General features: G+C 65.3%; 19 protein-coding genes, 2 tRNA genes and 1 other annotated feature. Of the genes, 14 read left to right on the top strand and 7 right to left on the bottom strand.

From position 1 onward, the window contains the following. Window positions 1-107: 107 nt before the first annotated feature. Both H7692_RS14950 and H7692_RS14945 read left to right on the top strand, forming a co-directional pair. The gene (locus H7692_RS14950; protein ID WP_222137309.1) at window positions 108-1,322 is read left to right on the top strand and encodes a CoA transferase; all 1,215 of its coding nucleotides are present in this window, start codon (window positions 108-110) and stop codon (window positions 1,320-1,322) included. Next, the gene (locus H7692_RS14945) at window positions 1,319-2,176 is read left to right on the top strand and encodes a MaoC family dehydratase N-terminal domain-containing protein (RefSeq protein ID WP_222137308.1); all 858 of its coding nucleotides are present in this window, start codon (window positions 1,319-1,321) and stop codon (window positions 2,174-2,176) included. Before H7692_RS14950 ends, H7692_RS14945 begins: the two co-directional genes overlap by 4 nt. An 18-nt stretch (window positions 2,177-2,194) precedes the next feature. Here H7692_RS14945 and H7692_RS14940 read toward each other — a convergent pair whose 3' ends face one another. After that, window positions 2,195-3,346, bottom strand: coding sequence for an acyl-CoA dehydrogenase family protein (locus H7692_RS14940; RefSeq protein WP_201927396.1), 1,152 nt, complete (start codon window positions 3,344-3,346; stop codon window positions 2,195-2,197). A gap of 156 nt (window positions 3,347-3,502) precedes the next feature. Further along, window positions 3,503-3,555: a sequence feature (sul1 is cis-regulatory element that is thought to sense ions involved in sulfur or methionine metabolism; They are found in Alphaproteobacteria), on the top strand. An 84-nt stretch (window positions 3,556-3,639) separates the two neighbouring features. On the opposite strand from H7692_RS14940, the gene H7692_RS14935 reads away from it, so the two are divergent. Together H7692_RS14935 and H7692_RS14930 are read left to right on the top strand one after the other, a co-directional pair. Further along, a complete protein-coding gene (locus H7692_RS14935; protein ID WP_201927398.1) occupies window positions 3,640-5,124 on the top strand; it encodes a SulP family inorganic anion transporter in 1,485 nt (494 codons plus the stop codon). 13 nt (window positions 5,125-5,137) lie between these two features. After that, a complete protein-coding gene (locus tag H7692_RS14930; protein WP_201927400.1) occupies window positions 5,138-5,989 on the top strand; it encodes a universal stress protein in 852 nt (283 codons plus the stop codon). A gap of 17 nt (window positions 5,990-6,006) precedes the next feature. Here the strand turns inward: H7692_RS14930 and H7692_RS14925 are convergent, their stop codons facing one another. The 4 genes from H7692_RS14925 to H7692_RS14910 are packed head-to-tail and all read right to left on the bottom strand — an operon-like array spanning window position 6,007 to window position 12,274. Next, the gene (locus H7692_RS14925; protein WP_201927402.1) at window positions 6,007-6,513 is read right to left on the bottom strand and encodes a cyclic nucleotide-binding domain-containing protein; all 507 of its coding nucleotides are present in this window, start codon (window positions 6,511-6,513) and stop codon (window positions 6,007-6,009) included. A gap of 1 nt (window position 6,514) precedes the next feature. Then, window positions 6,515-8,896: an ATP-binding cassette domain-containing protein gene (locus tag H7692_RS14920; RefSeq protein ID WP_222137307.1), complete on the bottom strand. Its 2,382-nt coding sequence runs from the start codon at window positions 8,894-8,896 to the stop codon at window positions 6,515-6,517. Continuing rightward, window positions 8,893-11,031, bottom strand: coding sequence for an NHLP family bacteriocin export ABC transporter peptidase/permease/ATPase subunit (locus H7692_RS14915; protein WP_222137306.1), 2,139 nt, complete (start codon window positions 11,029-11,031; stop codon window positions 8,893-8,895). The genes H7692_RS14920 and H7692_RS14915 overlap by 4 nt, the downstream gene beginning before the upstream one ends. Before the next feature lie 4 nt (window positions 11,032-11,035). Beyond that, a complete protein-coding gene (locus tag H7692_RS14910) occupies window positions 11,036-12,274 on the bottom strand; it encodes an NHLP bacteriocin system secretion protein (protein WP_201927409.1) in 1,239 nt (412 codons plus the stop codon). A 221-nt stretch (window positions 12,275-12,495) separates the two neighbouring features. Between H7692_RS14910 and H7692_RS14905 the strand changes: the two genes are divergently transcribed. Together H7692_RS14905 and H7692_RS14900 are read left to right on the top strand one after the other, a co-directional pair. Next, window positions 12,496-12,702 carry a hypothetical protein gene (locus H7692_RS14905; protein ID WP_201927411.1) on the top strand — a complete coding sequence of 69 codons (207 nt, stop codon included), beginning with the start codon at window positions 12,496-12,498 and terminating at the stop codon, window positions 12,700-12,702. A 21-nt stretch (window positions 12,703-12,723) separates the two neighbouring features. Beyond that, window positions 12,724-14,091: a class I SAM-dependent methyltransferase gene (locus H7692_RS14900; protein ID WP_227340442.1), complete on the top strand. Its 1,368-nt coding sequence runs from the start codon at window positions 12,724-12,726 to the stop codon at window positions 14,089-14,091. A gap of 15 nt (window positions 14,092-14,106) precedes the next feature. Here H7692_RS14900 and H7692_RS14895 read toward each other — a convergent pair whose 3' ends face one another. Next, complete coding sequence (locus tag H7692_RS14895; protein ID WP_227340441.1) at window positions 14,107-14,835, bottom strand: helix-turn-helix domain-containing protein; 729 nt, start codon at window positions 14,833-14,835, stop codon at window positions 14,107-14,109. Window positions 14,836-14,947: 112 nt separating this feature from the next. Between H7692_RS14895 and H7692_RS14890 the strand changes: the two genes are divergently transcribed. From H7692_RS14890 to H7692_RS14875, 4 genes are all read left to right on the top strand, one after another. Next, window positions 14,948-16,102: an acyl-CoA dehydrogenase family protein gene (locus H7692_RS14890; RefSeq protein ID WP_413541448.1), complete on the top strand. Its 1,155-nt coding sequence runs from the start codon at window positions 14,948-14,950 to the stop codon at window positions 16,100-16,102. A 29-nt stretch (window positions 16,103-16,131) separates the two neighbouring features. Further along, window positions 16,132-17,346, top strand: a complete 1,215-nt coding sequence (locus tag H7692_RS14885) for an acetyl-CoA C-acetyltransferase (RefSeq protein ID WP_201927419.1) — start codon at window positions 16,132-16,134, stop codon at window positions 17,344-17,346. 2 nt (window positions 17,347-17,348) lie between these two features. Then, entirely contained in the window at window positions 17,349-18,938 is a 1,590-nt protein-coding gene (locus H7692_RS14880; protein WP_222137303.1) for an acyl-CoA dehydrogenase family protein, read from the top strand. Window positions 18,939-19,028: 90 nt separating this feature from the next. After that, window positions 19,029-19,104: transfer RNA gene (locus tag H7692_RS14875), tRNA-Thr, on the top strand. Between the two features lie 104 nt (window positions 19,105-19,208). Here H7692_RS14875 and H7692_RS14870 read toward each other — a convergent pair. Continuing rightward, window positions 19,209-19,295 (bottom strand) — tRNA-Leu (locus H7692_RS14870). Between the two features lie 197 nt (window positions 19,296-19,492). Between H7692_RS14870 and H7692_RS14865 the strand changes: the two genes are divergently transcribed. The 4 genes from H7692_RS14865 to H7692_RS14850 all read left to right on the top strand — a co-directional run bounded on the left by H7692_RS14865 (window position 19,493) and on the right by H7692_RS14850 (window position 23,972). Then, on the top strand, window positions 19,493-20,428 hold the full coding sequence (locus tag H7692_RS14865; RefSeq protein WP_222137284.1) for a complex I NDUFA9 subunit family protein: 936 nt from the start codon (window positions 19,493-19,495) through the stop codon (window positions 20,426-20,428). 5 nt (window positions 20,429-20,433) lie between these two features. After that, the gene (locus H7692_RS14860; protein ID WP_201927425.1) at window positions 20,434-21,234 is read left to right on the top strand and encodes an undecaprenyl-diphosphate phosphatase; all 801 of its coding nucleotides are present in this window, start codon (window positions 20,434-20,436) and stop codon (window positions 21,232-21,234) included. A gap of 159 nt (window positions 21,235-21,393) precedes the next feature. Next, entirely contained in the window at window positions 21,394-22,836 is a 1,443-nt protein-coding gene (locus tag H7692_RS14855; RefSeq protein WP_201927426.1) for an NAD(P)-dependent oxidoreductase, read from the top strand. A 17-nt stretch (window positions 22,837-22,853) separates the two neighbouring features. Continuing rightward, on the top strand, window positions 22,854-23,972 hold the full coding sequence (locus H7692_RS14850; RefSeq protein ID WP_222137283.1) for a DUF2059 domain-containing protein: 1,119 nt from the start codon (window positions 22,854-22,856) through the stop codon (window positions 23,970-23,972). The last annotated feature ends 21 nt before the right edge of the window (window positions 23,973-23,993 follow it).

Genomic DNA, 23,993 nt, shown 5'->3' with positions numbered 1-23,993 from the left:
CATTGGCCACTGCGACAGGGCAAGGCGGCTTCTGGCGTTGGTGCGAAGACTGGATTCATCCTGGTCAAAGCTTATCGAGGTAGAACTGTCTTAGCTGGAGTCGCCCATTGTATAATCTTCTCGCCGGTCTCTCGATTATCGAGGCATCGTCGTTCGTCGCCTCGCCGACGGCGGGACTCTATCTTGCGCAATTCGGCGCCGACGTCGTTCGCATCGACCAGATCGGCGGGGGACCCGATTATCGGCGCTGGCCGGTCACGGCGGATAATGATTCGCTCTACTGGGAAAATCTGAACCGGGCAAAAAGGTCGGTCGCGCTTGATTTGGCTCGGCCCGAAGGCCGCGAGCTTTTGCAGGAACTGGTGCGGGCGACAGGGCAATTCGTCACCAATTTCCCTGCCGACGGCTTCCTGTCGCATGCCAAATTGGCCGAAGGCTGTTCGAAGCTGATTACGGTGCGCGTGATGGGCTGGGCCGACGGATCGCCGGCGCTCGATTATACGGTCAACAACAGCGTCGGCTATCCGATGCTGACAGGCACGGGGCCCGAGCCGGTGAACCACGTCCTGCCCGCGTGGGATCTCCTCACCGGCGCCTATGCCGCCTTCGCGCTGCTCGCCGCGGTTCAGCGACGGGGCGCGACCGGCGAAGGTGGCGAAGTCCGTATTCCCTTGTCGGACGTCGCCATCGGGACGGTCGCCAACCTCGGCGGAATTGCCGAAGTCCTTTATTCGGGCGAGAACCGCCCGCGGCTCGGCAACGCCGTCTATGGCCTGTTCGGGCGCGATTTCGTCACGCGGGACGGGCAGCGGACGATGATCGTCGTGGTGACCCCGCGCCAGTGGGCAAATCTGGTGGCGGCGCTGGGCCTCGACGAGGCGGTCGCAGCGGTCGAGCAGGCCCGCGGCGTCTCGTTCGCGAAGGACGACGGCCTCCGCTTCGAACATCGCGACGCATTATACCCCTTGTTCGAACGAGCGATCGCGGATCGTGACCACGCCGACCTTGCGGCAGCCTTCGATGCGGGCGGCATCGTTCACTCGCCCTATCGCACGATGCTCGACGCGGTGCATGACCGCAGCCTCGTCGCCGACAATCCGATCTTTGGCACCGCGCCGAACCCCAGCGGTTTCGATTATCCCGCCGCCGGGGCATTCGCGACCATAGCCGGTGCCGCGCGCGGGGCGCCGCGCCCGGCCCCGCGCAACGGCGAACATAGCGAAGAGATTCTCGCGGCTCGCCTTGCGCTCTCTTCGGGTGAGATCGCCCGGTTGATCGACGCCGGCATCGTCGGCGTCGCCGACAAGGTGCCGACGACATGAGCGCGTGGGAGGATTGGATCGGCCGCAAGGAAACGCGCAGCGACTATGTCGACGAAGGCGCCGCGGCGCGGTGGCTGGCGACCTTTGACCGGAGCGCGGCGAGCGACGGCACGGTGCCGCAAGGCTATCATTGGTGCCTCTGCCTGCCCGATGCGCCGACCGCGGCCTTGGGCATCGACGGTCACCCGCTCCGCGAAGAAAGCGCCCAGAGTTTCCTGCCGCCGATCCCCCTTCCCCGCCGAATGTGGGCGGCAAGTCGGGTAAGCTTTGTGCAACCGCTGCGTTCTGGCCAGTCAATAGTCCGCAATTCGCGCGTCGCGTCGATCAAGGCGAAACAGGGCGGCTCGGGAGCGCTCGTGTTTGTCGAAGTCGACCATGCAACGCATGCCGATGGCGAGCTTGCGATCCGCGAGACGCAATCGATCGTCTTTCGCGACGTGGCCTCGAAGGACGCGCCGCCAGCACCGCCGCCGCCCGGCGAAGGACGGTTCGACCCGGCAGCGTGGCACGCGCACCGCAGGGTCGTGCCCACCGAAGCGTTGCTCTTTCGCTATTCGGCGCTGACCTTCAACAGCCACCGTATCCATTACGATCGTTCTTACGCGACCGAGGAAGAAGGCTATCGCGGCCTCGTCGTTCACGGCCCGCTTGCGGCGACCCTGCTGCTCGGCCTCGCGCAGGCGGAGTTTGGCGACAACGCCCTTTCGCATTTCGACTTTCGCGGCACATCGCCCGCCATCGTCGGTGAAGACCTGCACCTCGTCCTGCGCGAGACCTCGGAAGGGATGGAACTCGGCGCCTTCGCAAGGGACGGGCGCCAAATTATGGCAGCATCGGCGCGGCGGACGGCCTGAGCGACAGCGCGAGGGTGCTCAATAGCTGCGGGGCATCCCCAACACATGTTCGGCGATATAGGACAGGATCATGTTCGTGCTGATCGGCGCGACTTGGTACAGCCGTGTTTCGCGGAACTTGCGCTCGATGTCATATTCGGCGGCGAAGCCGAACCCGCCGAACGTCTGGATGCACGCCTCGCCGGCTGCCCAACTTGCCTCGGCCGCGAGCATCTTCGCCATGTTTGCCTCGGCACCCGCATTTTCCCCCGCCTCATACTTTGCGATGCCATCGCGCACAAGCAGTTCGGCCGCGCGCATCTGCGCATAGGCGCGGGCAATCGGGAATTGCACGCCCTGGTTCTGGCCGATCGGGCGTCCGAACAGGACGCGCTCCTTCGCGTAGCTTGAGGCTTTGTCGATGAACCATTTCGCATCGCCGATGCACTCGGCGGCGATCAGCAGCCGCTCGGCATTCATCCCCGACAATATATAGCGGAACCCCTTGCCCTCGTCGCCGATCAGGTTCGCGGCGGGAACGCGCATCTCGTCATAGAAAATCTCTGTCGTCGCATGGTTCATCATCGTGTCGATCGGCCGGATCGACAGCGTTCCCGCAGCAAGCGCTTCCTTCATGTCGACGAGGAAGACCGACAGGCCTTCGGTGCGGCTCGCGGCCTCTTCGCGCGGGGTCGTGCGCGCGAGCAGGATCATCAGGTCGCTATGCTCGGCGCGGCTCGTCCAGAGCTTTTGGCCGCTGACGACATAATCGTCGCCATCGCGGCGCGCGGTGGTCTTGAGGCTCAGCGTGTCGGTGCCGCTCGTCGGCTCGGTGACGCCGAACGCCTGGAGACGCAACTCACCAGTGGCTATTCTGGGGAGGTAACGCGCTTTCTGCTCGTCGGAGCCGTGGCGCAGCAGCGTCCCCATTACATACATTTGCGCATGCACCGCGCCGCCATTGCACCCCTGCCGCTGGATTTCCTCGAGGATCGCCGCCGCCCCCGACAAGGGCAAACCGGCTCCGCCATAGGTTTCGGGGATCAAGGCCGCGAGATAGCCCGCTTCGCCAAGCGCCGCGACAAATTCGGACGGATAGGCGCGCGCCTTATCCTTCGCCTGCCAATAGGGTCCGGGGAAATCTGCGCACAGCTTGGCGACCTCCTCGCGAACGGACTCATATTGCTCCACAGATCGTTCCCCCGTCGGCGCAAGCGGTAATGCCCCCCTTTCAGCGAGCGCGACGTTCAGTTCAAGGCCGAACGAGCATTGTACGGACCGACACCAAATTTGTTTCAAAATGAGTTGCCGTGGCGAAGCTGCGCCGCTAACGGCTTTCCCGCATTCACTGGACCCGGCCCGCCGGGTGGCTCGGCCCGGCGCCTATCCCCGGGACAACCCATGGCAACGCCGCTCCTATTGCGGGGCAACGACATGCTGATGTGCCGGCCCCGCCGGCGATGCCGCTGCAAGACAAAAGACATATGACCCAACTCGCCTCGATCCGTCGCGAATGGCTTTCAAATCCGCGCGGCGACATATTGGCCGGGATCGTCGTCGCCCTCGCGCTGATCCCCGAAGCCATCGGATTTTCGATCATCGCCGGGGTCGATCCCAAAGTCGGCCTGTACGCCTCCTTCTCGATCGCGGTCATCATCGCGCTTGTCGGCGGGCGCCCCGGAATGATCTCTGCCGCGACGGCGGCGATTGCCGTCCTGATCGTCCCGCTCGTCCGCGATCATGGTGTGGAGTATCTGTTCGCTGCAACGATCCTGATGGGCATTCTACAATTTGTCGGCGGATTTCTGCGGCTCGACCTATTAATGCAGTTCGTGTCGAAGTCGGTCATCACCGGATTTGTGAACGCGCTGGCAATCCTGATATTCATGGCCCAGTTGCCGCAGCTCATCGGTGTCGGCTGGATGACCTATCCAATTGTCGCCGCGGCGCTCGCGATCATTTACCTGCTGCCGCGCTTGACCAAGGTGATCCCGTCGCCGCTCGTGGCAATTGTGGTACTCACCGCCCTCGCCATTTACGCCGATCTCGACGTCAACCGCGTGGGAGACATGGGCGATTTGCCCTCCACCCTTCCCTTTTTCGCGCTGCCACAGGTTCCGCTCACAATTGATACGTTGGCGATCATACTCCCCTATTCGGTCGCCATGGCGGCGGTCGGGCTGCTCGAAAGCCTGCTTACGGCACAGATCGTCGACGACCTGACCGACACGCCGAGCGACAAGAAGCGCGAGGTGCACGGCCAGGGAATCGCCAATTTCGTCACCGGATTTTTCGGCGGGATGGGTGGCTGCGCGATGATCGGCCAGTCGGTCATCAACGTGAAATCGGGCGGCGACGGGCGTTTGTCGGCCTTCGTTGCGGGCAGCGTATTGCTATTCCTGATCGTCGTGCTCGGCCCGCTTGTCGCGCAGATCCCGATGCCCGCGCTGGTTGCCGTAATGATCATGGTGTCGATCGGCACCTTCAGCTGGCAGTCGGTCAAGGATTTGCGCAGCCACCCGTGGCACAGCTCGGTAGTGATGGTCGCGACGGTCGTTACCGTCGTGTGGACGCACGATCTTGCGAAGGGCGTGCTGGTGGGGGTGCTGCTATCGGGCGTCTTCTTCGCCAGCAAGGTGCGCAATCTGTTCGCGGTCGAAACCGCGCTTTCGGCGGACGGCAGCACGCGCACCTATCGCTTTACCGGACAGGTGTTTTTCGCCTCGGTCGAACGCTTTCTTGCTGCGTTCGATTTCCGTGAAGTTATCGAACGGGTCGTCATCGACGTCCGCAACGCTCATTTCTGGGATATTTCGGCAGTAGCAGCGCTCGACAAGGCGGTTATCAAGCTGCGCCGCGAAGGCACCGAGGTCGACGTGCTCGGCCTTAACGAAGCGAGCGCCACGATGATCGACCGCTTCGGAATCTCGGACAAGCCCGACGCCGACGCGCGGTTGGCTGCGCATTGAGGGAAAGAAAGTCATGACCCGAATTCTCGCCTGTATTGACGCCTCGCTCTATGCGACGAGCGTGATCGACCATGCGGCGTGGGCGGCTGGCCTGCTCGATGCCGAGATTGAAATCCTCCACGTGATCCAGCGCAAAGACGCTGTCGCGGCGCGGCGCGACCTGTCAGGCGCGGTCGGGCTGGGCGCCAAATCGGCGTTGCTCGAGGAACTCGTCCGCATCGACGAAAGCGAAGGCAAGCTGGCGCAGGAGCAGGGCCGCACCTTGCTGGCGGCCGCGCGGTCGCATCTGGCCGAACTGGGTCACGAACGGATCACGCTGACCCACCGCCACGGGGGCATCGTCGAAACGATCGTCGAGCGCGAAACCGATGCCGACATCGTCGTGATCGGCAAGCGCGGTGCGTCGGCCGACTTTGCCAAAGGCCATCTCGGCAGCAAGGTCGAACGCGTCGTGCGCCAGAGCGAAAAGCCCGTGCTCGTCGCGGCGCGCGCCTTCACCAAACCCGATATCGTGACGATCGCTTTCGACGGCGGCCCCAGTTCGCGCAAGGCGCTGGTCTATGCTGCGACCTCGCCTCTATTCTCGGACGCGTCACTCCACATCGTCATGGCCGGTCGCGAAGATACGACGAACCAGGCGCACCTCAATTGGGCACGCGAAATATTGACGATGCACCGCGATGCCCGCGTCAGCCTGATCGACGGCAAGGCCGACGAAGTCATCATGCTCGACGTCACGCGCAATGGCGCGAACATGCTCGTCATGGGCGCCTACGGCCACAGCCCGCTCCGCACCATGCTTGTCGGAAGCACGACGACAGAAATGGTGCGCTCCTGCACGATACCCGTGCTCCTGTTTCGCTGACGGCAGGAGGCGTTGCCCTAGCTGATGCGACCTTCGAGGATCGCAATCAGCCGGACGAAGCGGTCGCCCGCTTCGCTGATCGTGTCGAGCAACCCCTCGTCCAGTTCGGCCTGGCTCCCTGCTGGCGCCGACAGGGTACGAAGGCGATCGGAGAGAAAAACCGCGAGCGCCCGATAAAAGCGCGCTGCAAACCCGCTGTCCTCGGCAAACGCGGCGAGAATCGCTGCGCGCGGCACGGCGAGAACGCGCGCAGCGCCACGCGCGGTCACGGTCGCCGAGGGCAGCGCCTTTTCGACGAAGGACATTTCGCCGACGACATCCCCTAGCGACAGCTCGGCAATCGCGGTTCCGGCGGCATTGGTGACGTCGAAGATGCCGTCAGTCACGAAAAACAGCTCCCCGATCGGTTGTCCCGCCCGAATCAGCTGACTCCCGGGGGTCAGGCTGCGGACGTTGCCGTGGCGGGCGAGCCAGAGGATGTCGGCATCGTCGAGATCACCCAGTATATAGAGCGCCTTGCGCATGTCAGTCCTCCAGCAATTGACGGCGAGCGAGCGCCGCAAAGGCGCCATCCCGCGCCATAAGGTCGGCGAACGTTCCGCTTTCGACAAAGCGCCCGCGTTCGAGCACGCAGATGCGATCGGCGTTGCGCACCGTCGACAGCCGGTGCGCGATGGTGATGCGGCTCGCGTCGATGCCGTCGAGCGTTCGCGCCACGATCGCCTGGGTCGCATTGTCGAGCGCGCTCGTCGCCTCGTCGAAAAAGAGGATGCGCGGGCGTCCGGCGAGCGCGCGGGCGATCAGAATCCGCTGCCGCTGCCCGCCCGACAGCGTCCCCGCACCCTCGGTCACCATCGTGTGCATCCCCATCGGCATCAGCGCGAGGTCGCTGCGAAGCCCCGCCGCCTCAGCGGCCAGCTGGCATTGTTCGATGCCCGCATCGCTCGCGCCGCGGATATTCTCCATGATCGTTCCCGCGAAAAGCTGGCTCGATTGCAGGACGACGCCGATCTGGCTGCGCAGCCGCGCGGGATCGAGGCTCGCAAGTTCCTGCCCGTCATAAGCGATCGATCCCGTCGTCGGCGCCTCGAACCCTAAAAGCAGCCGCAAGAGCGTCGATTTGCCCGAGCCCGATCCGCCCACGATTGCCACATGCTCGCCCGGCGCGACAGCCAGCGACAGATTATGAAGCAGCGGCGCCATCATATTGTCGTAGCCAAAGCTCAGCCCGCTCACCTGAATATCGCCAGTCAGCGTGCCGGGGTCGGCGCGCGCTTCGGTCGCCTCGACCTCGGCCGTCAGGATCGGCCGTGCGCGCTCGGCCAATGGCCGCGCCATGTAGAGGGCAAGCAGCGATTCGCAGAGGCCGGTGAAACTCCCCTGAAAGACCGCGAACGCCGCCAGGAAGCCGATGAACTGCCCCGGCGGAACGTCGCGCGTAGCGAGCAAGGCCGCCGTGGCGAACAGCGCGAGCAAACTTATTACCCCCCACGCATCGGCGAAGGCCCCGAAATGGATGCCGATCCGGCGGCCGCGTGCATCGGCCTCGCGCTCCAATCGATAGGCGTCCTGCCAACGGTGTAGCACGCGCTCCTCGGCCGCAGCCGAGCGCAATTTGGGCAGCCCCTCCAATATCTCGAAGGTCAGCCCGGCCAGCTTTCCGTCGCGTTCCGCCGCTTCGCGCAGCGGCGCGGCCTGCGCCACGCGGCTGACGACCACCGCGACGACATAGACGAACGTCACGGCCAGCGCGGCGAGCGCCATGCGTGGTTCGTAAACGAAGAGCAGGCCCAGATAGAATAGCGCGAAAAAGGCAGTCAATCCGGCGTTGAGCAGCACCGAGGTGACAAGCGCACGAATCGATTCGAGCGCCTCGATCCGCTGGTTGAAGTCCCCCGGCGACAAGGTGCGAAAGAAGCGCGCGGGCAATCGCAGCACGCGGTCGGACACGCCCGCCGCCATCGCCACCTGACCGCGCGCTGCTACACGGGCGGTCGCCAATATGCGCGTGACCGAAAAGGCGGCTCCGACAAGTGCCGCGATGGCCAACGCCATGCCGACGCCGATGAGCAAGCCGCCGGCACCGCTGGGCACGATCTCGTCGAATATCCACGCGCTTGCGACCGGCACGAGCAGTCCCAACAACGCCGCACCAAGTCCTGCACCGGCAATCAGGGGAAATTCGCGCCAGATCCCGCCGGCAACGTTGCGGGCCATGTTGCCGAACGTCGAGATATCGCGCGTGATCGGCGCATAGATGCGCCAACAAAGCGAGTGGATGTCGGCCGGTTCGACAGCATTGTCCTCTTCGTCCCGATAGGCGCCGCGTATCCATATCGCCGCGCAGACACTGTCGTCGCCGCGCCGGAGCAGCATCGGGCCGGCATCGTCGCGCCACCAGCCGGGGGCCAGAATTGTCCGTGCCGCGCGTAGACCCGCCAGCCGCGCGAGTACGGGCGTCTGCATGAAATCGGTTGCTGCGCCGCGTAGGCGCTGCGTGTCGACCGAAATACCGAGCGCCGCGCCGAGCGCCTGCCAAACCGCCCAGGCATCCCCCGCCGCCACGCCGCTCGATCGAGTGCGCGTAATCCGTTCGACAAGCGAGGCGTCGCGCTCCGCGGCTTCGACGGCAAAAGCCGCATCGAGCGCCGCGCCATGATCGCTATCGTCGAACGTCCCGGCGGGAAGCGCGGCGAGATCGCATTCTTCAAGCGCGACGACGAGGAAATGACGCGCGCCTTCGGGCAATGGCGCGATACTGCCATCGACATCGAGCAGCTCGACAAAGCGCCGCCGGTCGTCGCTAACCAGATAAAGTTCGAGCCGTCCCGTGGCGACGCGCCATCCGGTCCCGCCGTGCGGCAGGCGCTGCGCCTCGCCCGCGGACAAGACGATCGAACCGGTCACGCCTCGACCAACTGTGCATAGGTGCCGCGCCCGGCCATCAAGCTCGCGTGGTCACCCGCCTCTACGACACGTCCCTCTTCGAGCACAAAGATGCGGTCGCAATCGCGGATAGCCGACAGCCGGTGTGCGATGATGATGCAGCCGATGCCGCGCCGCCGGATCGCCTCCATCACCGCGTGCTCGGTAACCGGATCGAGCGCGCTCGTCGCTTCGTCGAGGATGATCAGGCTGGGGTCGCTCGCCAGCGCGCGCGCAATCTCGATGCGTTGGCGTTCGCCACCCGAGAAATTGCCGCCGCACTGCGCAACGCGCGCGTCATAGCCACCTGGCCGCGATGCGATCACGTCATGGATCATCGCGTCGCGCGCCGCGCGCAGCATATCGGGTTCGGGGAGCGCATCGTTCCACAATGTCAGATTGTCGCGCACCGTCCCTTCGAACAGCACGACATCCTGCCGCACATAGGCGAGCCGGTTGGCAAGGACCGCGCGCGGCCAGTCGAGCAGCGCCCGCCCGTCGAGCAGCAAGGCGCCGCTGCGCGGCTGTTCGAGTCCCGCGACCAGCTTTCCGACCGTCGATTTTCCCGACCCCGACGGGCCGACAAGCGCGATGCGTTCGCCGGGCCTGATCTCAAAGCTCAGCCCGTCGATCAGCGGCGGATCGAGCGGGGCGTAACCGAAGCTGAGGTCGCGGACCTGCAAGCCGCCTTGCGGCAATCGATCGCCCAGCGCCGGCTCGTCGCGGTCGAAGCGCGGATCGCCCCGCTGCGCGAGCACATCGTCGAGCCGTCCGGTGTAGGACCGGATCTGGTGCAGCTCCGCCCCAAAGCCCGCGAGTGCGGCGACCGGCGCGATAAAGCTCGCCGCGAGCGTTTGATAGCCGACTAGTTCACCGAGCGTCATCGCGCCGCCCATGACCGCAAAGCCGCCCCATACGAGGATAGTCGCCGCGATCAGCGCGCTGATCAGCGTCGGCATCGGCCGCACCAATGCGGCAATCCGGGCGACCTGCTGTTCGCCATTCTGCACCGCAACTGCCAGCCCGGTCCAACGCGCAAAGACGATATCCTCGCCGCCCGACGCCTTGAACGTCTCCATATCCTTGATCCCCGCGACCCGCGCACCTGCCAGCTTGCCGCGATCGATCGAAATCTTGCGATACCGGTCGGAAAGCAGGCGGTTCGATAGCAGCAGCACCGCCGCATTGAGCAGCGCGAGAGCCGCCACCGCGAGCGTCAGCGCCCAATGATAGAAAAGCAGGACGATCAGGAAAAAGAGCGCGCTGACGAGGTTGACGGCGGCCTGCGCGAGTTGCCCGGTGAGCAGCGTCGCAAGGCTTTCGTTCAACCGCACCCGGTCGGCAATCTCGCCCGCGAAACGCAGGTCGAAAAAGGCAACCGGCAGCGTCAGGAGCTTGCGCATCAGCGCGTTGCCGGTGCCGAGGCTCATCGCGGTGCGGGCGCGCAGCAACGCGCGTTCCTGCAATTCGAGCAGCACGAAGCGGACAGCAGCGGTCAGGGCCATGCCCACGAGCAGCGGCACCAGCCAGTCGTCGAGCCCGCGCACGAGCACATAGTCGACGAATATCCGGCTGAAGACCGGGAGGATGATTCCTGGAATGACCAGGGCCAGCGCGGTCAATACCACGAACCACAGCGCTGTTTTCACTCCGTCGAAGCGGTGCCGGAGCGATTGGGCGAGGCTTGGCCGACTGTCGCCCGGCCGAAAATCGGCGCCCGGCGTGAAGGTGAGCACGACGCCCGTGAACCCTTCGGAGAATGTCTCGATCGGCTCGCGCCGCCGACCCGATGCGGGATCGTTCAGCCACACATGATGCGCGTCGATGCGTTCGACGACGAGAAAATGATTGAAGTTGACGAAAGCGATCAGCGGGAGCGGCAAGTCGGCGATATGTTCGGGCTCGGCCTTCAGCCCTTTGGCTTCGAGCCCCAGCGCGCGCGCCGCGCGCAACAGGCTCGACGCCTTGGTCCCGTCGCGCGATACACCGCATAAGGCGCGCAGCTCGTCGAGCCCCATGTGACGCCCATAGGTTGCCAATATCATTGCGAGCGACGCGGCGCCGCATTCGGCGGCTTCGAGTTGGAGAACGGTCGGGGTCGGTCGGCGCCGCGCCACGGGATTATTCGCCTGCGCCCGGCACCAGCAAGCCGATTATGCGGCGATCGGCGACAATGACGCGGCCGCCGACGATCGACCCCGCTCCGATCTGGCCCGGCGGCCCCTTCGAGGCCGACCAGGCAAAGCCGCTCGGGTTGGCGGCGTTGCCTTCGAGCGCGACGCGCACCTCTATGGGCGCGCCCGCCGCCGTGAGCTGTGCGACCAGTTGATCGTTGCGCAGCACCCGCCGCATACCTTCGGGCGTCGCCGGAAGCGGCGCGACCGACGTGACGCGGCCGGGGATGTGGCCATAAATCGCGCGCTCGACGGCGGTCGGCGTAATCTCTGCTGCCATCCCTACTGTAATCCGCTTGCCCTCCCCCGCCGGAACGTAAAGCAGCGCGACGAGCCCGCCCTGATCGGGTGCGACCGTCGCCAGCGCGGTGCCAGGCGCGATGACATCGCCTGTCCCGACCTTTACCTCGGTCACGCGCCCCGCGACCGTCGCGCGCACGACCTCTTCGTCGCCGAGGCGCGCCTCGAGCCGGCGGATCAGGCGAAGCTGGGAGTCGACCTCACGCTGCTCGTCGAGCAGGGCAAGACCGCTCGTCCCCGACCGGGCATTGGCGTCGATGCGCACGCGCAGCGCAGCCTCGCCGAGGTTCGACAGTTGCTCGCGCACCGCCGCCAATTCGATCTGGACGTCGACGAGCTGGTCCTGCGTGATGAAGCCGCGCTCGATCAGGGCCTCCATGCGGCCCGCGCGCTTTTCAAGATAGGCAGCACGGCTTTCGAGCGCGCGCCGCGTTTGGGCGATCGTGCGCAGTCGCGCGCCGTCGGCACCGCTCTCGCGCGCGCCCTGCTCGCTAAAAAACAGGCGCAGCCGTTGCAGCCGCGCCTCGGCATCGCGCAAATTGCTGCGCGCGTCGGCGAGTTCGCGGGCGAGTTCGGTGCGGGCAATCGTCGCCACCGGCTGTCCGACACGCACGGTATCGCCGGGAATAACCAGCAGCGACTGTATCCGGCCGTCCTGCGCGGCTGCAATTTCGGCGAGACCCGCCCGGTTGATCAAAATGCCGCTCGCGCCGACCGTCACCGGCGCGCGCGTGACGCTGGCCCAGACCAGCGCCGCCACGAGCGCTACCGCAAAAGCGCCGAGCAATATCCACGACGGGCGCGAAACGAGCGTCAACGGGGCGTCGAGGCGCTCCGGGCTGGCCATGCGATCCAGCGCAGACTGACGATAGATGGTTTCGCTCATCCGTGGGCCACCCCCCAGTTGGTATGCGCGCGCCCTTATGGTTCCGAGCACATCATGACCCGATTTTCACTATCATGGCAAGCGCGCCGCACCCTGTGACGCGGCACACTGCAAAGCGCCCTCGTTCTGCTATGACTGCCGTAACGAGGAAGCGCGAACTTCCGAGTCGGGCCGCAAATTGTCGATCGGCCGCTATTCGCGGCAAGGAACGGAGAATTGCGATGACCAAGAAGAAATCGGACGTCACCAAAGCGGGCGCGGTGGAACTCAACGAAGACGCGCTCGATCAGGCTTCGGGCGGCATTCTGATCGGGCTCAACCAGGCCTATAAGATCGGCTCGACGAGCCTCAAGATCGAGGACAGCGCCATCAAGCTGGGGACGATCGACCCCAATCTTCAGACCGACGCATACAAGCTCAAACCCTGACCGGCTCGCCGGCATATGGCGATGGCCAAGGCCCGGGGCGGCACGACGACGGCTGGCCCGGGCTACCGCGATGCGCTCGACGGCTATGTCGCGGATTCGCTCTATCCCAGCAGTTTTCACGCAGCCTTTGCTCCGCCCAACATCGATGCGATTCTGACGCATGGCGGCATCGCATCGCCGCGTGGAGCCGCGCCGCGCGGGCCGTTCACGATGGTCGACATCGGGTGCGGCGACGGAATCGGCCTGATCCTTAACGCGGCAGCGCATCCCGAGGGCCATTTCATCGGGATCGACGGCAATCCGGCGCATATAGAATTGGGCGCATCGATTGCCGCAGCCGGCGGCCTGCCGAACATCAGGTTCGAGCATGCCTATTTCGACGCGGCGCGCGGGGCATTGCACGCTGCGACCGCCGACTATGTGCAGTGCCAGGGCGTGCTGGCGTGGGTCAGCGAGACCAACCGCGGCCATGTCCTCGACCTTGCCGGTCACTTGCTGAAGCCGGGCGGCGTTCTCGCCATCGGCTATAATTGCCTGCCCGGCTGGACGCCGATAATGGCCTTCCAGCAGATGGTGCGGGCGTTGGCCGCCGATCGAAGGGGAACGCCGGTCGAACGGTTCGAGGGCGCGCTCGCGGCGCTTCGCGCGGCGGATGTGTTCGGACGTGAGCATTGGGAGTGGATCGACGGACTCCGCGCGCGTTTCCCCGCCGATTATTTCGCGCATGAATATCTCAACGAAAATTGGTGTCCGTTGTGGGCGGGCGATGTCGTAACCGCAGCCGCGGCGCGCGCGCTTGCCTGCGCCGGTCAAGCGCGCCCGTACCGGCTGCGCCCCGACCTGGCGCTCAAAGCGGCATGGCGCCGGTCATTGGACGCGATCGAGAGCGCGGCGGCGCGCGAAACGGCGACCGACCTGTTCACCGGCAACTGGTTCCGCACCGACCTCTATGTGAAGGGCGCGGTGCGGCGATTGACTGCCAAGGCCCGCGATGAGGCACGAATGTCGGGATGGTGGGCAGCGACGAAGCCTGCAGGCGAGGCCCGCTTCGAGGCGCGCACGGCAGCGGGGACCATAGGCTTCGACAATGCGGCCGCCCATGCAATCCTCGCCACGCTGGCGGACGGGCCGCAACCGCTTTCGGTCGTGCAGGGATTGGGAAGCGCCGACCTGCTCAATGCGATCGACGCGCTGTTCATGGCGGGCGAAGTCATAGCGGTCGACCCGCCCGCATCGGTGCCGCACGCCAGCGCCGTGAACGCTGCCATTCAGGCCGCGGGCGTCGGCGCGACGATCAACGGCGCCATCACGCGTCACGGCGCCATCGAGATTGTGCGCGGTTCGCCGAGCCCCCTCACCGACGAGCAATCACGCCGCCTTGGGTTCTGAAACGTTCGCGCAGCGCTATCCGGTCAGGGCCGTGCGCAACGCGACGAGTTTTGCTCCGAGCGCATCGATCTCCTCCGCCGTTCGCGACCCCGCAAAGACCGACGCCGACAAACAAAATCCCGGGCCGATGTCGGCGATAGCCACGCCGACCGAACAAATGCCGCGATGCGCGAAGCCGTCGTCAACGGCAAAGCCCTTGCGCGCAGCCAGCTCGACCTGCTGCGCATAGGCGTCGAAGCTCAGGTCGATCTGCCAATGGACGGCCGAATAGCGCCGCGCCAGTTCGGCCCGGTCGATCCTTTGCGCAGCCGCCATTGCCCGCCCGGCAGCGCCACCGCCGAGCGGTTGTCGCTGGCCATCGGCGATGCCGATCCGCATCCCGGCATCGCTTTCGGCGCGCACGACAAGCTGGAGGCGGTCGCGCGGGATGATCCTCCACAAGGCAACGGCAGCGTCAGCCTCTTGCGCGAGGCGTGCGACGCGCGGGCGTGCGGCGGCAATCACCGCCTGCGCGCGCGGCTCGCCGAGCGCCTCGATAGCCGCCCATGCCGGGGCAATCCGATAGGCCTTGGTTGCACCGTCGCGCTCGACCGCCCCCTCGCGCTCCAAGGTTTTCAAAAGGTTGAACGCGCTCGACGGACTGAGGCCCAGCGCCCTGCCGATCGCCGACAACGACAGCGGCGACGAACCTGCCAACAGGCGCATCACCGCGAATGATTGCGTGACAGAGCGAACGACACCCATGCGAACATCATAATTTCATATATGTGAAAAACAATTCCTAATGTTGAAATGATGCAGGCGTGGCGCTATCGCGCTATTCAACGACAGGGTTGGGAGAGATGACATGGCAGGGATGGACGCGGACATATTCGACCAGTTCATCGAGCAGCTGGAGCGCTATGTCCGCGAGCGCCTTCTTCCTGCCGAAAAGGATATCATCGAAAACGACCGGATTCCCGACGACATATTGTCGGAACTGCGCGACATGGGTTTGTTCGGACTGACCATCCCCGAAGAGTTCGGCGGCGCAGGGATGAACGTCAGCCAATATATCCGGACGATCCACACGCTCTCTTATGCCATGCCAGCCTTCCGCTCGATCATCTCGATCAACATCGGCATGTTCGCCTCGGCGCTTAAAAACGGCGGCACCGACGCGCAAAAGGCCGAATGGCTACCGCGCGTCGCGGCGGGCGAAATCGCCTGCTTCGGGCTGACCGAGCCGGGGTCGGGATCGGATTCGGCGGGGCTCCAGACGAGCGCGGTCCAGACCGACAACGGCTGGGTGCTCAATGGTACCAAACGCTACATCACCAATGCGCCGCAGGCGAAGGTTGCGCTGATCATGGCGCGGACGAGCAAGGAGAATCTGCCCAAGAACGCCCATGTGTCGGCGTTCATCGTGCCGATGGACGCTCCCGGCGTTTCGACGGGAAAATCGGACAAGAAGATGGGCCAGTCGGGCGCGCATATCTCCGATATCATCATGGAGGATGTTCGCGTCGGCGGCGAGGCGCTGCTCGGCGGCGAACTCGGCAAGGGTTTCGCTTATGCGATGATGAGCCTCGACAATGGCCGCATGTCGGTCGGCGCCGCGGCGACCGCCTATGCCCGCCGCGCGCTCGATTCGGCGACGCGTTATGCGACCGAGCGCAAGGCGTTCGGCGAACCGATCGCCAATTTTCAGCTCATCCAGCAGATGCTCGCGCAGAGCGAGATCGACATCTATGCCGCCGAGTGCATGATGGAGGATGTCACCCGCCGCGCCGATGCAGGCGAGAATGTCCTGCGCAAGGCTGCTGCATTCAAGGTTTTCGCCTCCGAGATGTGCGGCCGCGTCGTCGATGCCTGCGTGCAGGTCTATGGCGGCGCCGGCTACCTCGCCGAATATGACGCCGAACGCTTCTTCCGCGATGCGCGCATCTATCGCATCTACGAAGGCACGACGCAGATTCTGCAGCTCCAGATCGCCAAACATATGCTGCGCGAGTTTCACGCGCAGGGCTGACGTCCCCTTTTCCCGACCGGAGTATTCCCATGTCCCTGCGCCGCGCCGCCATTGTCGCCCCGATCCGCACCGCCGTCGGCAAATTCGGCGGCACCTTGTCGCCGCTGACCGCGGGCGAGCTTGGCGCGGTGATCCTGAAGGCGCTCGTCGAGCGGACGAAGATCGACCCTGCGCGCGTCGACGACGTGGTGTTCAGCCAGGGCTATGGCAATGGCGAGGCGCCGGCGATCGGCCATTGGTCGTGGCTCGCCGCCGGGCTGCCGCTCGAAGTGCCCGGATACCAGCTCGACCGCCGCTGCGGATCGGGGCTGCAGGCGGTCGTCAACGCCGCGATGATGGTGCAGACGGGCATGTCCGACGTCGTCGTCGCGGGCGGGGTCGAATCGATGTCGAACGTCGAACATTACAGCACCGATATTCGGGGGGGCGTGCGCGCAGGCAATCTGACGCTTCACGACCGGCTGACGCGCGGGCGGTTGATGTCGCAGCCGATCGAACGCTTCGGGGTCATTTCGGGGATGATCGAAACCGCCGAGAATCTGGCAAAGGATTATGGCATCACGCGCGAGGCGGCCGATGCCTATGCGGTACGCAGCCACCAGCGCGCCGCGGCGGCGTGGAAGAAGGGGCTGTTCGACGACGAACTGGTGCCCGTCAGCGTCCCGCAGCGCAAGGGCGACCCCATTATCTTCGACCATGACGAAGGCTATCGCGCCGACGCGAGCTTGGAATCGCTCGGCAGGCTCAAGCCGCTGGAGGGCGGCGTCGTCACCGCCGGCAATGCGAGCCAGCAGAATGACGCCGCTGCCGCGTGCCTCGTCGTTGCCGAGGACAAGCTCGACGAACTCGGCCTCGAACCCATCGCCTGGTATCACAGCGCCGCGGCGGCGGGCTGCGATCCCGCGCGCATGGGTATCGGCCCGGTGCCCGCTGTCGAACGGCTGTTCGCAAAGAATGGCCTCGGTTGGGACGACATCGACCTCGTCGAACTCAACGAAGCCTTTGCGCCGCAGGTACTCGCGGTGCTCAAGGGATGGGGCTGGTCCGACGACGACAGCCGCCTCGACATGCTCAATGTCAACGGATCGGGCATCTCGCTCGGCCATCCGATCGGCGCGACCGGCGGGCGCATCCTTGCCAATCTGACGCGCGAGCTGGTGCGGCGCGAGGGGCGCTTTGGCCTCGAAACCATGTGCATCGGCGGCGGACAGGGCATCGCCGCGATCTTCGAGCGCGCCGTGTGACAATGGCGCTGCGCCACGCCCTCGCCGCCGCGACGACCTATAGCGACGCGGCCAAGGCCGCGCTCGTCGAACGTCTCGCGCATCGCCCCATCGATGAAGACCAGCGCGCCGCGCACGGATTCGCGTGGATTGCAACGACGGTGGCGGCGCTCGAAGCGGTGCTCGACTGGCTCGACGCTGGCAATGACACGAATCCGCTCGACACCAAGCTCGCCTCGCTCGCCTTTGCCGAAAGCGTCGCACAGCTCGTCGGCGGCCTGCCGATGGGGCAGAACGAAATCGTCCGCCCCGCCGATCTGGGGATCAGTACAGCCGCGCGCGCGCTCGGCGATGCCTGCGCAGACCTGCTCGTCGCCGATCACACCACGACGCGCGCCGAGATTGCCGCCGCACTCGCCGAAGGCCAGTGGCCGAGCGAGACGCTTCATGCCAGCGACCTCGACGCAATCCGTGGACAGTTCCGCCGCTTCACCGAAGCCGAGATCATCCCGCACGCGCATCGCTGGCATCTCGCCAACGCCCTGATTCCCGACGCGACGGTCGAAGCGATGGCCGAACTCGGCACCTTTGGCGTGTGCATTCCCGACGAATATGGCGGGCTCGGCCTCGGCAAGCTCGTCATGTGCATCGTCACCGAGGAATTGTCGCGCGGTTGGATAGGCGCGGGGTCGCTCGGCACGCGCTCCGAGATCGCAGGCGAGCTGATCGCGATGGGCGGCACCGACGCACAAAAGGCCGCGTGGCTGCCAAAGATCGCAAGCGGCGACATCCTGCCGACCGCCGTGTTCACCGAGCCCGATGTCGGGTCCGACCTCGGCGCGCTGCAGACGCGCGCGCGGCGCACGGACGACGGCTGGATCATCGATGGCGCCAAGACATGGATCACCCACGCCGCGCGATCGGACCTGATGACCTTGCTTGCGCGGACATTGCCCGATGCAAAGGGCTATGCGGGCCTGTCGATGCTGCTCGTCCCCAAGCCGCGCGGGACCGAAGCCGCCCCCTTTCCCGCCGCGGGCATGAGCGGAAGCGAGATCGAGGTCCTCGGCTATCGCGGGATGCGCGAATATGCGCTCCAATTCGACGCAATGGCGGCCCCCGCCGACGCGCTCCTCGGCGGCGTGGAAGGGCAAGGCTTCAAACAGTTGATGCGCACTTTCGAGGGCGCGCGCATCCAGACCGCAGCGCGCGCAGTCGGCGTCGCGCGGCGCGCGATCGAACTGGGGCTGGATTATGCATTGGGCCGCAGACAGTTCGGCCGATCGATAATGGCTTTCCCGCGCGTGTCGGACAAGATCGCGATGAGCCTCGTCGATTTCGTCATGGCGCGCGAACTCAGCTATGCGGCGGCGCGCGCCAAGGACGGCGGCAAGCGCTGCGATATCGAAGCGGGGATGGCAAAGCTATTCGCCGCGCGCGCTGCCTGGGCGAACGCCGACGCCGCGCTGCAAATTCACGGCGGCAACGGCTATGCGCTCGAGTATGAGGTCAGCCGCATCCTCTGCGACGCGCGCATCCTGAACATCTTCGAGGGGGCCGCCGAAATCCAGGCGCAGGTTATCGCGCGCGGGCTGGTTGAAAGGCGCAATTGACGGGCGAGAGGCTGCCTCGCGTTGCCCCATCACCAAATGCGCATGGGCGCTTGTCATCGCGCCACCGCGCTGCTAGTGGCGCCCCTCGTTGCCGCTTTAGCTCAGTTGGTAGAGCACATCATTCGTAATGATGGGGCCACAGGTTCGAGTCCTGTAAGCGGCACCATTTCCCCTATATGACAGCCGCGAACAGTCCGACCACATGCGGATCGTGCGACGACCGAGCGCGCCACGCCCGGCGTGCGCGAGCAATCCTATAAGATGGGAAAATGGTGCCCAGAAGAGGACTCGAACCTCCACGACCTTGCGATCGCCAGCACCTGAAGCTGGTGCGTCTACCAATTCCGCCATCTGGGCACGGGGTAGGAGCGGGCGCTTAGCGGCGGGGCGCGGCGCTTGTCAACCGCGACCGCGCCGATGCGGCGAAATTAATTGGGAGCGCGCGGATTTGCGTTGGCCACCGCCCGCTCCCCCTTGCCCGGACCGCCGCTTCGCGGCATGGGGGGCGCGAGCGTGGCGCCCGCGGGCGCGAGAATCAACGACAGGCTGAAGCGATGCACAATCTGGATGGGCAATTGATCACGGTGCTGGGCGGGAGCGGCTTTCTGGGCCGCTATGTCGTGCAGCGGCTGCTCGCGCGTGGCGCGCGCGTCCGCATTGCCGAACGCGAACCGCGCCGCGCGACCTTCCTGAAGCCGCTCGGCGGGCTCGGCCAGACGCAGTTCGTCGCCGCCGACGTGCGCGATGCGGCGAGCATTGCGCGCGCGGTCGCGGGCTGCGACGCGGTGATAAACCTCGTCGGCGCGTTCGACGACATGCAGGCGGTGCAGGCCAGCGGCGCGGGGCATGTCGCCGCGGCAGCCAAGGCCGCTGGCGTCCGCGCACTCGTCCATGTCTCGGCAATCGGCGCCGATCCCGACAGCGCTTCTGCCTATGGCCGCAGCAAGGGCGAAGGCGAAAAGGCGGTACGGAACGAATTTCGCGCTGCCGCGATCCTGCGTCCGTCGATCATCTTCGGCCGCGAGGATCAGTTCATCAACCGCTTCGCGACCATGATCCGCTTTGCCCCGGTCGTCCCCGTGATCGCGCCGAACACGAAATTCCAGCCGGTCTATGTCGGTGACGTCGCCGACGCCGTGGTCGCGGCGCTCGGCGCTGGCGCTGCGGGCAAGATTTTCGAGCTCGGCGGGCCGCAACAGATGTCGATGATAGAACTCTTGCGCTGGATTGCCGACGCGACGGGGCGCCAGCGGCTCTTCGTAGAGGTGCCCGATGCCGTCGCCTCGGCGCTCGCATCGACGGTCGGCTGGCTGCCGGGCGCGCCGATCACCAAGGACCAGTGGCTGATGCTCCAGCGCGACAACGTCGTTGCGCCGCGCGCCGCGGGGCTGAAACAGCTCGGCATCACGCCGACGGCGCTTGCTGCGGTCGCCGACGGCTGGCTCGTCCAGTATCGCCGCCACGGTCGATTTTCCGAATACGCGCGCTGAGCGGCATGTCGATCTGGCTGACCGCCATCATCCTCGGCATCGTCGAGGGGCTCACCGAATTTTTGCCGGTTTCCTCGACCGGGCATCTAATCCTCGCGACCGAGTTGCTCGGTTATGACGCGTCGCGCTGGGCGATCTTCAACATCGCGATCCAGCCGGGCGCGATCCTCGCCATCGTCGTGCTCTATCGCCATTTGTTCTGGGACATGGGAGTCGGTTTTTTCCGGCGCGATCCGGTGGCGATCGCCTTTGTCCGCAACCTTATCGTCGCCTTCATTCCGGCCGTGGTGCTGGGCCTTGCCTTTGGTGACCAGATCGAGCTGCTGCTCGAAAATGCCGTCGTCGTCGCATGGGCGCTTGTCATCGGAGGCTTTGCGATCCTGATCGTCGAACGGCTTGCCCGAACGCAGGAAAGCGGCGGGGTCGCCAACCTCTCGCTGCGCCAGTCGACAATAGTCGGCATCGTCCAGTGCCTTGCGATGATCCCCGGCGTCAGCCGGTCGGGCGCGACGATCATGGGGGCGATGGCAATGGGGGTCGACCGCAAGACAGCCGCCGAGTTCAGCTTCTTCCTCGCGCTCCCTACGCTAACCGGCGCGACCGCGCTGCAATTGTTCAAGCATCGCGATGCGGTCACGACAGGGGACCTGGGGCTGATTGCCGTCGGGTCGATCGTCTCCTTTGTCGTCGCCTGGATCGTGATCAAGGCCTTCCTTGCAATCGTGACGCGCTATGGCTTTGCGCCCTTTGCCTGGTACCGGATTATCGTCGGCGTCGCGGCACTGATATGGCTTGGGTCGAGATAGGTCCGATACGAGACTAAATAATGAAAGATTGTTGCGCACGGGAAGCGTGGCGCTCGGATCGAAGCAATTTTAGGTAAATATTGCTGTCTTATCTGAGATTTTGCGAGTGACAGCACGGTCAAGCCGATGCAACCACCTCTTCAACGAAGGGGAATTTGCATGGCTTCCGAACGCATGCTCCGGTTTGTGGAGCGTGAACAATCCTATCCCGACAAGCGCACTGCGGAGGAGCGCGCACGCGACTTTCGCGAGATCGCGGAACGCTACGCCGCGCCCGACGCCGACGCACAGGCGGCGCGCTGTTCGCAGTGCGGCGTGCCCTATTGCTCAGTGCATTGCCCGCTCCACAACCATATCCCCGATTGGCTGCGCCTGACTGCCGAAGGACGGCTGCGCGAGGCATACGAACTGAGCAACGCGACCTCGACGATGCCCGAGATCTGCGGGCGCATCTGTCCGCAAGATCGCCTTTGCGAAGGCAATTGCGTGATCGAATTCACCGGCCACGGCGCGGTGACGATCGGCAGCGTCGAAAAATATATCACCGATACCGCCTGGGCCGAGGGCTGGGTCGAGCCGTTGCAGGCCGGGCCGGCAACGGGCCAGTCGGTCGGCGTAATCGGCGCCGGACCCGCAGGGCTGACCGCTGCCGAATATCTGCGCGTCCAGGGACATGAAGTCCATGTCTATGACCGCCACGACCGCGCAGGCGGATTGCTGACCTATGGCATCCCCGGTTTCAAGCTGGAGAAGGATGTGGTGATGCGCCGCATCGCGCGCCTTGAGGAAGGCGGCATCCATTTTCACTTGGGCTTCGAAGTGGGTGCCGACGCGACGCTCGACGAACTGCGGCAGAAACACGACGCGCTCCTGGTCGCGACCGGCGTATACAAGGCGCGCGAGATTGCCGTGCCGGGCAACGAGGCGGAGGGAGTGATCGCCGCGCTCGACTATCTGGTCGCTTCGAACCGCAAAGGGTTCGGCGACGCCGTTCCCGCCTTCGACGACGGCAGCCTCGATGCCAAGGGCAAGCATGTCGTCGTGATCGGCGGCGGCGACACGGCGATGGACTGCGTCCGCACCGCGGTTCGCCAAGGAGCGAAATCGGTGAAGTGCCTCTATCGCCGCGACCGCGAGAATATGCCGGGATCGCAGCGCGAGGTCGCCAACGCCGAGGAAGAAGGGGTCGAGTTCGTCTGGCTGTCCGCCCCCGCAAGCTTCACCGCGGACAAGCGGGTCAAGCAGGTATCTGTGGCGGGCATGCGCCTCGGCTCGCCCGACGCGAGCGGGCGCCGCAGCCCCGAACCCGACCCCGGCCGCTCGTTCGACATCCCTGCCGACATGGTCATCAAGGCACTTGGTTTCGACCCCGAAGAACTGCCGCAGCTGTTCGGCTCGCCCGACCTCAGCGTCACGCGCTGGGGCACGCTGCGCGTCGATCACCAGACGATGATGACCAGCCTGCCCGGCGTGTTTGCGGCCGGCGATATCGTCCGCGGCGCGAGCCTCGTCGTCTGGGGAATCCGCGATGGTCGCGACGTGAGCGAGCAGATGGCAAAGTGGTTGAAGGCGAAGGCAAAAGGCGAAAAGAAGGCAGCATGACCAACAGGGGAAGGATCATGTGTATGTCGACGTGGAAATCTCTGGCGCTCGCGGGCGCCGCGGTAATCGTTCCGGTGCACGCCGGTGCCGCGCCGACGCCAACTCAGGTCGAGGCGGCAGAGGCGCCAGATGGCGCAATGAACGATGCCGCGCTCGCCGAAGCCAAGGCCAAGATGCAGAAGGAAATCGACGAGGCGATTGCACTCGTCGAGAAGATTTTCGAGGTCGACAAGCTGCCGCCGGTCGACCCCGCGCGGCTTGCGCTGGCGCGGCAGACGACGGCAGCGCTGATCCCGGCGGGCAGCCTCGAGAAGATGCTCGACAATATGTACGGCAAGATATTCAAGGCGGTGATGGAACAGGCCGGCGGCATGTCGGACCTGATGCTCTCGATCAAGACCGGCGTCGATGACGAGACGCTCGCCGGGCTCGACGCCGACACCAAGTCGAAGGCCGTCGAAATACTCGACCCCAATCGCAAGGCGCGCGAAGAACAGGTGATGGAGGTCGTGAAGCCGCTGATCAGCGAAGTGCTGCGCGATCTGGAGGCGCCGATGCGCGACGGCATGGCGCACGCCTATTCGCGCAAATTCACCGCGGCGCATCTTGGCGATATGAACAGCTTCTTCGCGACGCCGGCGGGAAGCGCCTTCGCGGGCGAATGGATGGCGCTTCAGGCAGACCCCGAAGTCATGATTGCGATGATCAAGGCTGTCCCGCCGCTGATCGAAAAATTCATCGACCGCGCGCCCGAGCTGGAAGGCAAGTTCAAGGCGTTGCCCAAGGAGCGCGGGCTGGCCGACCTCAGCGAAACCGAACTGTCGTCGCTCGCCAAGTTGATGAAGGTCGATGTCGCAACGCTCAAGGAGCATCGCGATATGTGGATGGGCAGCGGCGAGGCGAACGACGCCGGCGAGTCTGGCGGCGAAGCCGACTGGGAGTCGGCGAGTGACGCCGATTCCTATGATGTCGCCGACCCCGCCCTTGACCGCAGCAACTGGACCGCCGCCGACCGCGAGCGCGTCGAGACGCTCGAAGCCGCGGCCGACGAAGCGTCCGGGACCGCGTTCGACGCAGAAATGGAAGCCGTCGCCAACGCCCGCAAGCGGCTCAAGATTGCCGATCCGTCCTACTAGGGCGGCGCAAATTTCAGGAAC

The organism is Sphingopyxis sp. P8, from assembly GCF_020622175.1.
GTDB lineage: Bacteria > Pseudomonadota > Alphaproteobacteria > Sphingomonadales > Sphingomonadaceae > Sphingopyxis > Sphingopyxis jiangsuensis.
Note: the sequence above shows the minus strand (reverse complement) of the source record. Positions and strands in the feature narration are given on the sequence as shown.